The 12,510-nt window shown below is 64.1% G+C and carries 19 protein-coding genes; 11 read left to right on the top strand and 8 right to left on the bottom strand.

The window, feature by feature from the left end; genetic code table 11:
- Nucleotides 1–22: 22 nt before the first annotated feature.
- Nucleotides 23–688: a DsbA family oxidoreductase gene (locus tag YUU_RS0133580; protein WP_027526284.1), complete on the top strand. Its 666-nt coding sequence runs from the start codon at nucleotides 23–25 to the stop codon at nucleotides 686–688.
- A 5-nt stretch (nucleotides 689–693) separates the two neighbouring features.
- On the opposite strand, the gene YUU_RS0133575 is transcribed toward YUU_RS0133580, so the two are convergent.
- Nucleotides 694–1,884, bottom strand: a complete 1,191-nt coding sequence (locus YUU_RS0133575) for a GNAT family N-acetyltransferase (protein WP_027526283.1) — start codon at nucleotides 1,882–1,884, stop codon at nucleotides 694–696.
- 166 nt (nucleotides 1,885–2,050) lie between these two features.
- Nucleotides 2,051–3,490: a cytochrome c oxidase accessory protein CcoG gene (gene ccoG, locus YUU_RS0133570; protein WP_027526282.1), complete on the bottom strand. Its 1,440-nt coding sequence runs from the start codon at nucleotides 3,488–3,490 to the stop codon at nucleotides 2,051–2,053.
- A gap of 310 nt (nucleotides 3,491–3,800) precedes the next feature.
- Between ccoG and YUU_RS0133565 the strand changes: the two genes are divergently transcribed.
- Nucleotides 3,801–4,157: a carboxymuconolactone decarboxylase family protein gene (locus YUU_RS0133565; protein ID WP_027526281.1), complete on the top strand. Its 357-nt coding sequence runs from the start codon at nucleotides 3,801–3,803 to the stop codon at nucleotides 4,155–4,157.
- Nucleotides 4,158–4,238: 81 nt separating this feature from the next.
- Here the strand turns inward: YUU_RS0133565 and YUU_RS0133560 are convergent, their stop codons facing one another.
- Nucleotides 4,239–4,565 (bottom strand): hypothetical protein, encoded by a 327-nt coding sequence (locus tag YUU_RS0133560; RefSeq protein ID WP_027526280.1) that lies wholly within the window; start codon nucleotides 4,563–4,565, stop codon nucleotides 4,239–4,241.
- A gap of 135 nt (nucleotides 4,566–4,700) precedes the next feature.
- A complete protein-coding gene (locus YUU_RS0133555; RefSeq protein WP_027526279.1) occupies nucleotides 4,701–5,105 on the bottom strand; it encodes a hypothetical protein in 405 nt (134 codons plus the stop codon).
- Nucleotides 5,106–5,261: 156 nt separating this feature from the next.
- On the opposite strand from YUU_RS0133555, the gene YUU_RS0133550 reads away from it, so the two are divergent.
- Together YUU_RS0133550 and YUU_RS0133545 are read left to right on the top strand one after the other, a co-directional pair.
- Nucleotides 5,262–5,492 carry a hypothetical protein gene (locus YUU_RS0133550; RefSeq protein ID WP_027526278.1) on the top strand — a complete coding sequence of 77 codons (231 nt, stop codon included), beginning with the start codon at nucleotides 5,262–5,264 and terminating at the stop codon, nucleotides 5,490–5,492.
- 57 nt (nucleotides 5,493–5,549) lie between these two features.
- Nucleotides 5,550–7,535 carry a pyrroloquinoline quinone-dependent dehydrogenase gene (locus YUU_RS0133545; RefSeq protein WP_051390027.1) on the top strand — a complete coding sequence of 662 codons (1,986 nt, stop codon included), beginning with the start codon at nucleotides 5,550–5,552 and terminating at the stop codon, nucleotides 7,533–7,535.
- 50 nt (nucleotides 7,536–7,585) lie between these two features.
- On the opposite strand, the gene YUU_RS0133540 is transcribed toward YUU_RS0133545, so the two are convergent.
- The gene (locus tag YUU_RS0133540) at nucleotides 7,586–7,828 is read right to left on the bottom strand and encodes a PilZ domain-containing protein (protein ID WP_027526276.1); all 243 of its coding nucleotides are present in this window, start codon (nucleotides 7,826–7,828) and stop codon (nucleotides 7,586–7,588) included.
- Between the two features lie 198 nt (nucleotides 7,829–8,026).
- Here YUU_RS0133540 and YUU_RS0133535 point away from each other — a divergent pair, with 198 nt between their 5' ends.
- Nucleotides 8,027–8,320, top strand: coding sequence for an HdeA/HdeB family chaperone (locus YUU_RS0133535; protein WP_027526275.1), 294 nt, complete (start codon nucleotides 8,027–8,029; stop codon nucleotides 8,318–8,320).
- Nucleotides 8,321–8,326: 6 nt separating this feature from the next.
- Here YUU_RS0133535 and YUU_RS0133530 read toward each other — a convergent pair whose 3' ends face one another.
- Nucleotides 8,327–8,791 carry a PaaI family thioesterase gene (locus tag YUU_RS0133530; protein WP_027526274.1) on the bottom strand — a complete coding sequence of 155 codons (465 nt, stop codon included), beginning with the start codon at nucleotides 8,789–8,791 and terminating at the stop codon, nucleotides 8,327–8,329.
- A 349-nt stretch (nucleotides 8,792–9,140) separates the two neighbouring features.
- On the opposite strand from YUU_RS0133530, the gene YUU_RS0133520 reads away from it, so the two are divergent.
- The 3 genes from YUU_RS0133520 to YUU_RS0133510 all read left to right on the top strand — a co-directional run bounded on the left by YUU_RS0133520 (nucleotide 9,141) and on the right by YUU_RS0133510 (nucleotide 10,252).
- Nucleotides 9,141–9,431, top strand: a complete 291-nt coding sequence (locus YUU_RS0133520; RefSeq protein WP_027526272.1) for a hypothetical protein — start codon at nucleotides 9,141–9,143, stop codon at nucleotides 9,429–9,431.
- A 78-nt stretch (nucleotides 9,432–9,509) separates the two neighbouring features.
- Entirely contained in the window at nucleotides 9,510–9,740 is a 231-nt protein-coding gene (locus YUU_RS0133515; protein WP_027526271.1) for a hypothetical protein, read from the top strand.
- Nucleotides 9,741–9,907: 167 nt separating this feature from the next.
- Nucleotides 9,908–10,252, top strand: a complete 345-nt coding sequence (locus YUU_RS0133510; RefSeq protein ID WP_156944646.1) for a hypothetical protein — start codon at nucleotides 9,908–9,910, stop codon at nucleotides 10,250–10,252.
- Here the strand turns inward: YUU_RS0133510 and YUU_RS0133505 are convergent.
- On the bottom strand, nucleotides 10,243–10,482 hold the full coding sequence (locus YUU_RS0133505) for a hypothetical protein (protein WP_027526269.1): 240 nt from the start codon (nucleotides 10,480–10,482) through the stop codon (nucleotides 10,243–10,245). The two genes, YUU_RS0133510 and YUU_RS0133505, sit on opposite strands and share 10 nt — an antisense overlap.
- Nucleotides 10,483–10,670: 188 nt before the next feature.
- Nucleotides 10,671–10,859 (bottom strand): hypothetical protein, encoded by a 189-nt coding sequence (locus tag YUU_RS0133500; RefSeq protein ID WP_027526268.1) that lies wholly within the window; start codon nucleotides 10,857–10,859, stop codon nucleotides 10,671–10,673.
- 279 nt (nucleotides 10,860–11,138) lie between these two features.
- Here YUU_RS0133500 and YUU_RS59140 point away from each other — a divergent pair, with 279 nt between their 5' ends.
- The 3 genes from YUU_RS59140 to YUU_RS52585 form a co-directional block, all read left to right on the top strand.
- Nucleotides 11,139–11,309: a hypothetical protein gene (locus YUU_RS59140; RefSeq protein ID WP_156944645.1), complete on the top strand. Its 171-nt coding sequence runs from the start codon at nucleotides 11,139–11,141 to the stop codon at nucleotides 11,307–11,309.
- A 600-nt stretch (nucleotides 11,310–11,909) separates the two neighbouring features.
- Nucleotides 11,910–12,140, top strand: a complete 231-nt coding sequence (locus YUU_RS0133490; RefSeq protein WP_027526267.1) for a DUF2798 domain-containing protein — start codon at nucleotides 11,910–11,912, stop codon at nucleotides 12,138–12,140.
- 173 nt (nucleotides 12,141–12,313) lie between these two features.
- Nucleotides 12,314–12,510 (top strand): helix-turn-helix domain-containing protein (locus YUU_RS52585; RefSeq protein WP_156944644.1); only part of this gene is annotated, 197 nt, incomplete at its 3' end.

Genomic DNA, 12,510 nt, shown 5'->3' with positions numbered 1-12,510 from the left:
GGTCCGCCCGAAGGAGCCTCAGATGAGCACGCTCAAACCGCTTCAGATCGACGTCGTCTCCGACGTGGTGTGCCCCTGGTGCTATATCGGCAAGCGCCGGATCGAGAATGCGCTCGCGCTGGTGCCGGACGTGCCGGTCGAGCTCAACTTCCGCCCGTTCTTCCTCAATCCCTGGGTGCCGCGCGAGGGTATCAGTCGCGAGGATTATCTGACCAAGAAGTTCGGCTCGGTCGAGGCCTATAAGGGCATCGCCGGTCGCGTGGTCGCAGCCGCGGGCGAGGAGGGGCTGACCTATCGGCCCGATCTCGTGCAGCGCCAGCCCAACACCATCGACTGCCACCGTCTGATCCACTGGGCCGAGGCAGCCGGCAAGGCGCCCGAGATGAAGCAGCGGCTGATGGAGCTCTATTTCCGCGACGGCGGCGATCTCACCGACGTCAACGTGCTGGTGCAGGCGGCGGCAGATGTCGGGCTCGATGCCGACGACGTACGCCGGCGGCTTGCCACCGACGAGGACGTCGCTCTGATCTCGGCGCAGGCGCAGGACGCCGCCGAGAAGGGCATCTCGGGCGTGCCGACCTACGTGTTCGCGCAGAAATACGCCGTCTCCGGCGCGCAGGATCCGAACCTGCTCGCCCGCGCCATCCGTCAGGTGTCGGAGGAGATCAACGCGCAGGCGGCGGAGTAGGCGCTCTACCTGCGGAGCAGGCGAACGGCTTGCCGCGCGGTGTCCAGCGCAGCATTGCGCGCAACCAGCGCCGCATGGATCAGCGTCACCGTCGGATCGTTCCGCCGCAGCGGAATCAGCACGTCGCCGATTGCGAAGCGGCCGCGCCAGATCGGGTTGATCATGGGGTGATCGGCGCTTGCGGTGGAATCGGCGCTGGCGATCGCCGGATCGGCGCAGAGGTGGCGCGTCAGCTCGAGCGTGAGCTGCACGCCCGGTGAATATTTTGCAAAGCGCTCGTCGATGCCGAGCTTGAAGAAGAAGGCGCGGTCTAGATGCCGCAGCACGATGCCGGCGGCGACCGGCGTTGGCCCAGTGCGCAGGCTGATGAGCTCGCACTGGCCGGCTTCGGCGAGCGCGGGCACGGCGCGGCGAATGAAGGTGGCATCGCCCGCGTGCTGGATCAGCGCGGTGCCGCGCTTGCCTTTCCAGCCGCTCGCCTCGAGCTGCAAGAAGGTTTCGAGCGCCGTTTTGACCTCGTTAGGCGCACGTGCGACGTCGAACGCGATCGGGCCATGCTCTTCGAGCCGGTGCCGTTGGCGCCGAAGCTCCTTGAGCTTTTTCGCCCCAACTGCCTCGCGCAGCAGCACTTCGCCATCCTGCGTCGCATCAAGGCTGGCGCGGATGTACGAGCCCAGCACGCGCGGCTTCAGAGCGCCGCTGGTCAAGGTTGCAGTCAGCGACTTCATCGCTGCGCCTTCGAGCGCGACGTCTCGCAGGATCAGCGCGTGGGCGCCGGCATCGCGTGCCTGATCGAGCAGGCGCGCGGCGGCTGAGCTCGCGGTGTCACGATCGAGCAGCGGGCTGCACAGCGTGCCGTAGGGATGCGCGCTCACCAGCGCGGGCAGGGGGATTTTCCAGGCGCGCCATAGCGAGACGACCGGCATCAGCCCGATCAGTTGCGTCGACGCATCCACCGCGCACAGCGCCATTGCGCCGGTGCGGCCGCGGGCCGTCGCGCTGGCGGCGAGCGCCCAGGGCGGCAGGTAGTAGCCGTTCGGCTCGATCGCCTGCGCGCCGAGCGCCTGCCATTGCCCCAAATCGACTGACGCCAGCGGAACGAGCGGTGCGGCATCGGAGAGATTGCGGGCGCGCGGAGCCGTGGCATCACTTGCCGATGCGCCGTTGATCGCAGCTCGATGTGCGATATCGACCACGTCCCGTCGTTCCCTGCTCACGCCGGCCGGGCCTACGCCCGAACCGCGTCACGGGCTCATGCTTAGCGCAAAGATTGGAAGATACCGTTGGCGCGAGCCGTCAATTCGAACGGTAGTGTTAACGTCCCGTTGACCATCCGGCGGCGATCCGCCAGATGCCGCGCTGTTATTGGTCGGCCGGCACGAAATGGTCGCGCGTGCTAGCGCTTTCACCGCTGGCGCGATCCGTGATCCTGATCTCGATGTCCACCGGCGCCTGCGGAACGTGGGCGGGATCGACCTGCACCGACATCCTGACTTCGCGGGTCTGGTCCTGCCCGACCTGCACAGTCAGCTTGCCATCCGGCTTGGGCTCGACGCCGGCAATCCGGATCGTTGACCCCGGCAGCCCAAGGACTTCCAGACCAAACGATCGCTCCGGGCCCTTGTTGAGCAGGCGGACCGTGTAGTCGTTGCGGATGCCGCCATCCGAGAGCTGCACGAACAGGGGATTGCGTTCGTGCAGCACGTTGACGTCCATCGTGCTGCGGGTTGCGAGCGTGTAGAGCATGATGCTGCCGACCAGCCCGATCGCCGCCGCATAGATCAGCGTGCGCGGCCGGACGATGCGATAGATCGGCGCCTTGCCCTCGCGCCGCCGCTGCATGTTGATGTCGGTATCGTAGCCGATCAGCCCGGGCGGCCGGCCGATCTCCTTCATGATGTTGTCGCAGGCGTCGATGCACAGGCCGCACTGGATGCAGCCGAGCTGGATGCCGTGGCGGATGTCGACGCCGGTCGGACAGACATTGATGCATTGGTGGCAGTCGACGCAGTCGCCGGCGACGTCGCCGAGCGCGCGTGCGGCTTCCGCCTTCTTCACCGACATGCGCGGCTCGCCGCGGTCGCGGCGGTAGGTGACGTTGAGCGCCCATTCGTCGGTCAGCGCCGCCTGGATGCGCGGCCATGGGCACATGTAGATGCAGGTCTGCTCGCGGGCGTGTCCTGCGAACAGGTACGTGGTGGCGGTGAGAATGCCGATCCAGAGATAGGCGATGAAGGGCGCCTGGAAGGTGGCGAGATCCTTCACCAGCGTCGGCGCATCGGCGAAATAGAGCACCCAGGCGCCGCCGGTCCACCAGGCGATCATGATCCAGAGAAAATGCTTGAGCGCCACTTTGCGGACGTGACCGAACGTCCAGTAGCGCTTGTCGCCCTGCATGCGCTCGCGCCGGTCGCCCTCGACCCAGCGCTCGACGGCGTAGAACAAGTCGGTCCATACCGTCTGCGGGCACAGGTAGCCGCACCAGAGGCGCCCCGCTACCGCATTCATCAGGAACAGCGCCATCGCCGCGATGATCAACAGGCCCGTGAAGTAGTAGACCTCCTGTGGCCACAGCTCGATGAAGAAGAAGTAGAAGCGGCGATGCGGCAAGTCGACGAGCACGGCCTGGCTGGGCAGGCCGGGCCCGCGGTGCCAGCGCACGAACGGCAGCAGGTAGTAGATGCCGAGCGTGATGCAGAGGATCGCCCATTTGATGCGGCGGAATCTCCCGTGGACCGACTGCGGGTAGACCTTTCTGCGCCTCTCGTAGAGCGGTCCTTCGATGAAGGTGTCGTCGGTCATCATGCGCTCCTCGTCGTCGCGCGGACAGCGATCCCTGTGCCGGAGCGCAGAACGGGCGGTACAGCGCCTCCAGCACAGAGCGGACCTCAGGGCTCGCGAGGCTGCAGTATATCGTCTGGCCGTCGCGCCAGTTCTTGACCAGGCTCAATGCGCGCATCTTGCCGAGGTGCTGGGATCAGGCGGGCGGTTGAAGACGAGGCCAGCGATCTCGGCCAGTTCCCCAACGGACACGTCTGGAATGACGCTGGCAGGCGGCAGATCGGCTTGAAACCTGAACAATATGCCGCATCGCAACCGTAGGGAGTAAGTCATGGACAAGAACTATCCCGAGATCGTCAGGCAAATTTCCGCAAACATGCGCAAGCTGCGCAACGACATTCCCGACACTATGAAGGGCTTCGCCGCGCTCGCGCAGGCCGCGACGCGGGATGGGGCGCTCGACAAGAAGACCAAGGAGCTGATCGCGCTCGCGCTTGGCGTTGCCGCGCATTGCGACGGCTGCATCGGCTTTCACACCGAGGCGCTCGTCAGGCTCGGCGCCTCGCGCCAGGAAATCGAGGAGACCCTCGGTATGGCCGTCTATATGGGCGGCGGTCCTTCGCTGATGTATGCGGCGGACGCAATCGCCGCCTACGAGCAGTTCCAGCAGCAATCGGTGGCCGCCTGACCGGCGCGACCATCAGCCAATGAATCGAAAAACGACCGGGCGGCAGCGCCGTCCGGTCGTTTCCGATTCCACGCGATGGAACTAGTAGCGATCCTCGCCGATACCCACGCTGACGCCGGGCGCGTAAATGCCGACGCCCGCGCGCGGTCTGTCGTAGTCGCGATAGGTGCGGCGCTCGTAATAGCGCTCGCGCGGCATGTAGTTGTAGGAATCGCGATCGCGGATGATCACCCGCCCGCCGTCGTGGGTACGATAGCAGCGACCGGTGTCATCGCAGACGAGTCGCACCTGCTGCACCAGGTCGGGGTTGGTGTATTCGCTGGTCGTGTAGATGTCGGCAGCCTTCGCGACTCCTGTCGCGGCCAGGGCCCCGACGCCTGCCAGCAACGCAATCATCGTTGTCCTCATCAGTCTTCTCCGTGGCAACTGCCCTCGGGGTGACAAGAATGGCCGCGCGCATTCGTTCCGGATGCTTTTGCGGGTTTTTCCCGGAACACGTGTGACGTTCCGGGGAACAAGACGAGCGGAAGAGGATGCTGTTCCCTAGATCGGCTCGTAGGTTTCGGATCCGCAGATGTCGTCAACCTCTGCGCGCCGCCGGTCGACGACCTTGCCGCCGCTGATGGTCACGACGTAGGTCTGGGTGCCGAGCCCGGTGCCGGTCGCCGACGTGAGTTGCGCGCGGACGCAGGACGTCCAGCCCAGCCCGCGGACCTCGTGACGAGGCGGGGCGACCTGCACCTCGCGCGGATATGACGCCGCCATGAAGACGACGTCGAGCTGCTCGCGAACGATTTTCTTGACGTCGGGTGGCGGTTCGGGAGGCGGCTGCTCGGCGTCTTTCATGCGCATGAACTCCGGCACCGGCGCGCGGCTGTCGGCAAAACCGCACGCGCCGAGCGCCAGCGCGCCGGCAAGCAGTGCCGCATGAGCAACGATTCGTAACATCCGTGAAGATCCCCTGCGTCCCGACAAATGGGTACGAAGACGGCCGATCGAAGTCTCCCTCGATCAACAATTGCTGAGCGGGACTAAAGGGCCAGCGGGATTTGCCAATAGGGCAATGCAGGCTAGGCTGATACGCCAGATGGGAGGGATTGACGCATGAGGTTTCTTGTCGTCGCGGTGACCGTGCTCGCATTCGTTGCCGCGCCCGCGCAGGCCCAGATGGGCGGCCGGCGCCACGGCAGTGACGGTCCCAAGACCGAGAAGAAGACTCCCGAGGTCGATGAGAAGGCGTACAAGGCAGCCCTCGAGCGCATTCCCGATCCCAAGGAGAAATACGACCCATGGGGCGGGGCGCGCCAGACCGAGCCCGCCAAGAAGCCGAAATAGCGCCGGGCGAGCCCCATGATCCACCTGCGCCATCTGGCAGGTCTGTTCGCGGTCCTGATGCTTGGGCTGGGTCCGGCCTCCGGCTGGGAGTTTTGGGGCGGCGATGCCGGCGGTCAAAAATATTCAGCGCTGAAGGAGATCACGCCCGACAATGTCGGCAATCTCGTTCGCGCCTTCGAATATCACACCGGCGATCTCGTGACGCGTCCGAGCGAGGTGATGAAGCGGACGAAGTTCGAGGCGACGCCGCTGTTCGTCGAGGACAGCCTGATCTTCTGCTCGCCTTTCAACGAGGTGATCGCGCTCGATCCCGGCACGGGCGCCGAGAAGTGGCGCTACGATCCGAAGATCAGCACCGATTATCGCCCCGCAAACCGCTTCGTCTGTCGCGGCGTCACCTATTGGGTCGATGACCAGGCGCCGGCGGATGCCGCGTGTCGCGCCCGCATCTTCATGGGCACCAACGACGTCCGCCTGATCGCACTCGATGCGAAGAGCGGAATTCCCTGTGCCGGTTTCGGCAACAACGGCGAGGTCAGGATCGACGTCGGCATGAAGCTGGAATGGCCCGGCGAATTCCAGATCACCTCGCCGCCCGCGGTCGGGCGCGGCGTCGTCGTGGTTGGCTCTGCGATCGGCGACAACCGGCGCGTCAACGCGCCGGCGGGCACGGTGCGCGCGTTCGACGCGCGCAGCGGCCAGCCGCGCTGGAGCTTTGAGCCTCTGAATCGCGACGGCATCGAGGCCGGTCACGCCAATGTCTGGGCGCCGATGTCGGTGGACGAGGCGCGCGGACTGGTTGTCCTGCCGACCTCCTCGCCGTCGCCGGATTTCTGGGGCGGCAGGCGCCCCGGCAACAATGAGCACGCCAATTCGGTCGTCGCCCTGCGCATCGAGACCGGCGAGCTCGCGTGGTCGTTCCAGATCGTGCATCACGATCTCTGGGATTACGATCTGCCGGCGCAGCCGACGCTCGCGCGTATCGATACCGGCGCGGGTCAGCGCGACGTCGTGATCCAGCCGACCAAGCATGGCTTCGTCTTCGTGCTCGACCGCGACAGCGGCAAGCCGGTGTGGCCGGTCGAGGAACGCAACGTTCCGCAAAACGCGGCCGAGGGCGAAAAACTGTCGCCGACGCAGCCGTTCCCGACCCATGTGCCGGCGCTGACGCAGCAGACGATCTCGGCGGACGATATTTTCTCGCTGATCCCCGGCATGGGCTCCGCCTGCAAACAACAGTTCGCGGCGGCACGCAACGAGGGCCTGTTCACGCCGCCCTCGACGCAGGGCACGCTGGAGTTTCCCTTCACGGGCGGCGGCGTGAACTGGGGCAGCGCGGCGTTCGACCCCGTCAACCAGATCCTCTATGCCAACACCAGCCGGGTTGCGCATCTCATCAAGCTGATCCCGCGTGCGGACGCGGCCGGCTTCAATCCGCCGCCGGGCCACGATTTCGGTCAGCAGCAGGGCGCGCCGTTTGCGATGTCGCGTTCGGTGGTGATGTCGCCAATGGGGCTGATCTGCGTCAAGCCGCCATGGGGCGAGATGGTCGCGGTCGACCTCAAGGCCGGCAAGATCCTCTGGCGCTCCACGGTTGGCACCACCGAGGATCTCGCTCCGCTCGACCTGCCGTTTGCGTGGGGAATGCCGCTCGTCAGCGGAGTCGCGATCACGGCGGGCGGTCTCGTCTTTACCGGCGCGATGGACGCATACTTGCGCGCCTTCGATGCACACAGCGGACGCGAGCTGTGGCAGGGCCGGCTGCCCGTACCCGGCGTTGCCAATCCCATGACCTATGTCTGGAAGGGCGAGCAATATGTCGCGATCGGCGCCGGCGGCCATTCGGAAGGCGGCACGTCGATCGGCGACAGCGTGGTCGCGTTTCGCCTGGCGCGGGAAGGGGAGTCGCCCTCGCTATTGTCGCGCACGCTCGATCGTCCCGGCGGCCGGTTCTGGGCAGCGGTCGCCGTGCTGGTGCTCGTGGTGATCGCGCTCGTCATCGCCGGCTTTCGCCGGCGCGTGAGTCGCCGCAGGACGGTCTAGTCCCAGGCGCGAAGACGCGTTTTGCGAACCGCGGTTCACAGCCTCGCGCGTTACTGTTCGAAGGCGAGACCGAGACGTTTGTCGTTGCGCCACACGGTGCGGCACTTGCGCACGAACTGATCGCTGGAGATCGACAGAGTAAACGACGGCGGCAGCAAAATGCGGCCGTCGAGGTCGATTGCAGCGCCTCCGCTCGATAAATTCCGCACCGTGCACGCAACGCCGCGGCTTTCGAAGGTGATCGTCGCGCCTTTGAAAACCCGATGTCGCTGCGCTGCACGCTTCTCGAACATGTCGGTTAATCCAAACTGAGAGAGTGTAAATTACGGCATGAAAATTACATCGAACTAAATTCAATGTACGTCGTACTTGCCCGGCGCTTCATACTTCGTTTACGACAATGCGCGGCGGGCGCGGGCGTTGTGCTCGCGTCCCGCAGCCTCGCAAAAGAGGCTGATCAATTGCGGCGTCCCTCGCCAATGGAGATATTGATGAAGACCACGATTTCGATTTTGTTCGCTGCCGCCGTCGCGCTGTCATCGGCTCCCGCCAACGCCACCAAGCTCGATCTGTCGACCATGAGCTGCAAGCAGTTTCTCGAGAGCGGCGACGACACCATCAAGCTGGTGCTGACCTGGATGGACGGCTGGTACAAGGGTGACGAGGACAACGCGATCATCGACACCGACGTGTTCGTGGAGAACGCCAAGAAGTTCGGCACCTATTGCGGACAGAATCCGACGGTCAGCATCGTCACCGCCGCCGACGAAGTGCTGGGCAAGTAAATTAGCCTAGCCCGGCAGCATCGCAAACGCGCTCGAGACCATCGCCACCGGCTTGTTGTCGGTGGCGGACAACAGCGTGACGCGACCGAAGCTCATGGTGCGTCCGAGCCGCACCACCTTCGCATCCGCCAGGACGTCCGACGACGAGACCGCGCGCATGAAGTGCGTGGTCTGGTCGACGGTCGTCATCGGCCGGTAGCCGCGGTTGGCGGCGAGGATCGCGATCACCATGGAGGTATCGGCGAGCGCCATCAGGGCCTGGCCGCAGACCACGCCGCCGCTGCGGCACAGCCGCTCCGAGAACGCCATGCGCAGCACCGCACCTGGCTGCCAGTCCGTGTCGTTCGGCGGCGGTTCGTGGTCGATGCGCTCGACCGACAGGCCGAGATCCTGAACCCATGGCGCGAACACGTCGGCCAGCACGCGTCTAGCCTCCTCGATGCCGAATTCGGTTGTTGGCTGCACTGGCATGAATTCCGTTTCCCCCTGTTGCCCGATGTTTCGGCCATTCTGCCCGGTATGGCACGGCAAAGTCACCTCGTTCCGGGCTTTTGCCTTGGCTTGAAAATGCCCGACTTCGCCCCCTATGATGCCGGGCCTGGGAACAGGGTGGATGATGTTGCGGCGATTTGTCCTGGTGTTTTGCTTGGGCCTGGTCGGCCTTGCGCTGGGCGGGTGCACCAAATGCGGCCCGATCTGGGACGATTGGCTGCAATCGCCGAAATCCTGCAAATCGGACCGTTTCTAGCGGATCGCAGGGCATGCGGCGTCACGGCTGACGACGCGCCCGATCGACCATCGATAATCAAGGAGTGACGTGATGAAGGTTTTCCGTATGGCGGCGCTGATGGCTGTGATCGCCGGGCCGGCCTACGCGCAGAATGCGATGCCCCACATCAACATGATGCAGGACGCGCCAAGCAAGACCGACGAGGAGAAGGCGGCCGATGCCGAGCGCGACCAGCGCTACAAGGAGACGATGAAGAAGATTCCGGACGCCAAGGCCTCCAGCGATCCCTGGGGCGGGATGCGTTCCGATCCCCCCAAGGCTGCTGCGCCGAAGGCCTCTGCCGCGGCCAAGAAGACCAAGACCGCTCCGACCGCGAACTGACCGCCACAGCCAGCCGGACTCCTCTTCGCGCTCCGGTCTCCCTATATTCGGAGGGGGGCAGGGTGAAGGAGGCGCGGCATGGTGTTTCGCCCGCGGGATCTTGCCGACCGGATGGCGCGCCGGCGCAAGGCGGGCGACGGCTATTTGCGCGAGACCTTCACATTGCCGCGCGAGGCGGCGAGGGCGAAGGCGCAGGCCTTCTTCGCCCGCTATCCCAAGGCCGGCTATATGAGTGAGGTCGAAAGTTGGCGTGAGCTGCCTGGCGGCGACATCGAGTTCACGATGCGTCGCCTGCCGAGTGCCGACTAGTTGTGAGTGTGAGGCGGTTTTGCTTCGCGATAAACGCGGAATGCGTTCGCGCGGAGATCCTTTAGGGTCGTCTTGAACCTGCCTGCAGTTTGCAGCCACTTTTAGTCTTTTCTGGAAACCCGTTCAAAGACTTTGCGGTTTAGGGTCTCTTCTTCCAGGGGAGACCGATGGTCCGGCACCGCAAAGATCTAGGCGCCCGCCGACATGTGCGGGTCGATCTCTATAGGCCCGGATTTCTGATTCCGGCGCCCGATGCGCCATGGATCGAATGCACGATCGTCGATGTCTCCGATGACGGCGTGTCTATCGACGTCGGTGCGCTGCCGGTGCCGAAAGTGTTCGGCCTGTCGTTCACGACCGGCGGCGAGGTGATCCGGATCTGCATCCTGACCTGGCGCAATGGCGAGCGCGTCGGTGCGCGCTTCGTTCGTGCCAGGGATTTGCGGCGGAAGCGTCAGCGCGAGGCGGCCAGGGAGCCGGAGGGCAGGGCGGCCGGGCGTGGCTATCCGTGATCAAAGGATTCCGCGACGATTCGAATCCGGAAGACCGGTTGCTTGGCCTCGTCCAGGAGCTCCATGTGCCATTCGGAGTTCTCCTGCAATTTGCGGGCGATGCCGGCGGCCATGTCAGCGCAGACATGGGTCATTTCCTTCCAGGCAGCATCGCGGTCGGGAAATTCACTGGCCTGCTCCGATGAGCCTGAATAGCGCCCGTTCCGGATCCGGAAGAAATAGAGCGGCATGGCTGGCACCGATCGCATGATGGCCGCGCCCCGAGGCCATGAGGCGCGCAGTGCAATCCCAAACCGCAGGCAGATCAACTCCGGAACTCTACGGGATTCATGAGCAGCAAAGCTGTGCGGGCAATGCACATCAATGCGCACCCAAGGGTGCACGGCACGGTTTTGCCGACGATGTCCTCGCGACCCGCTCAGGCCATCTTGCGATCGATGGCCTTCAGTTCGCGGTCGATACGCAGTTGCACGCGACGGATGGCAAGGAGATCGATTTTGGTCTCGGTCTTGCCGGTTTTGACCGTTTCACCGATGCGGAATTGCCACTGCCAGACGCCTTGTATCGCTGTCTTGGCCACGGTGAACTCGATGCCCCTGTGATTCATGGCCTACCTCCACGATTCACCCATGGTTAACGTAACATGTTGGACGTCATAATATTCCCGCCGTCCATTAAATCTGCCGCTAAGCCGTGGATAATGCAAGGAAATCCTTGGTCCGCGCGTGGCACGAAACAAACAAGGGCGCCCGCGAAAGATGCTTTCCGTAAATGGTGCGGCGCAAATATCGGCGGGGCCAAAGGGAACCAGTCGGCTTGGCCGCGCATTGGCTCGGCAAGGATTCATCCAGGGCCATTCGACTCAAACCCGGCGCGTTCGGATTCCATGAAGCTGATCGTCGACCTCTTCAAGCGGGTCTGGCAGCGCGGCCGGGTCGAGACAGACGGCTACAACTTGCGCGCAAGCGAGGGTGACGACCGTTCGAGCATGGCAGATTTCGTCCGCATCCTTCAGATGCACGACCGGGAGGGCGAGCGAACCAACTATCCGAATTGATCGGGTGCTGCCACTGGTCGCGGCGGGGCAGGAACTTTGTTCATGGCCGGAGAACCACGGGTTCCAGAAGCGACATCTCCGCGGACAATCGCGACATGCAGCGTGAAGCGCGCTGCGGCTGTCTTGCGAAAGGCCGCGCAGTTGGGATGGAACCGACTCGATTCAGATTGGCCTTGTGTTGCAATGTTTGATCGCACATGACAACGAGAGGTTTCATTCTATGGTACTTGCTAACTTGACCTCGTAAGAAACTCGACCTCGTAAAAGAGGATGGCGTGGGCTGGCTTCGTAATCTCGTGTTGCGCTGGGGTGCGCGAAACTTTTCGCTGGTCTGTCCGCATTGCAGGCAGCCGGCATCGCCTGCGGTCTTCAGGCGCGGACGCTACAGCCTCGGTGAGGAGATGCTCGCCTGCGAGCGATGCGGCGAGACGAGCGTGATCACCTTCTGGCGCTTCGAGGGACTGTCGAAACAGCCGCCTAGCTGCGGCGGCGACCCATCTGCCGGGAAGCCGCTAACGCCCGGGTCGCATCGTGCGATGAGATGAGGCCGCGGCACATGCCTTGCTTCGCCCGTGGCGGGTCGAACGACAAAGGCGTCTCATGCTCGGCATTCCCCGTCGCTACAGCCATTTCGTGTTCGGCGCGATCCAGTCCGGCCTGACCTGCCTGGTCGCCGCCGCCATTGCGAGCCTGCCCGCGACCGCAGCACCCGACTTCCTAGAACACTGGCTCGCGTCCTGGCTGATCTCCTGGGCCGCGATGCTGCCGGTCGTTCTCCTCGCCGCGCCTGCGATCAGAAGCTTCTCGCTGCGGCTCACGCGCGAACCGTAGAGCATGATCCGGAAAAGTGTGAAGCGGTTTTCCCTCGCGACAAACGCGGTACGCGTTTGCGCGGAGATCATGCTCAAACAACAACCTAACTGTGGCCTGTCAGGAGGTTGTCCATCTGGTCTGAACCGAGGAAGCTGAGGTTGCGAAGCTTCAGTGTTCCAAGGAGAGACCAGATGAACGTCCACAAGAATGCGCCTTTGACGCCCAAAGGTCGAGAGGCGATGGTCCGAAGCGTGGCGCAAGGCGGGCTCAGCCAGGCTGGCGCGGCCGATCTGTTCAATACGACACCGAAGACGGTGGCCAAATGGGTCAAGCGGTTCCGCGCAGAAGGTGTGGAGGGATTGCGTGATCGCTCCTCAAGGCCTCTTTC

This window comes from Bradyrhizobium sp. Ec3.3, from assembly GCF_000472925.1.
Lineage (GTDB): Bacteria > Pseudomonadota > Alphaproteobacteria > Rhizobiales > Xanthobacteraceae > Bradyrhizobium.
The sequence above is the reverse complement of the archived record's forward strand: the minus strand, read 5'-3'. Positions and strand labels throughout refer to the sequence as shown.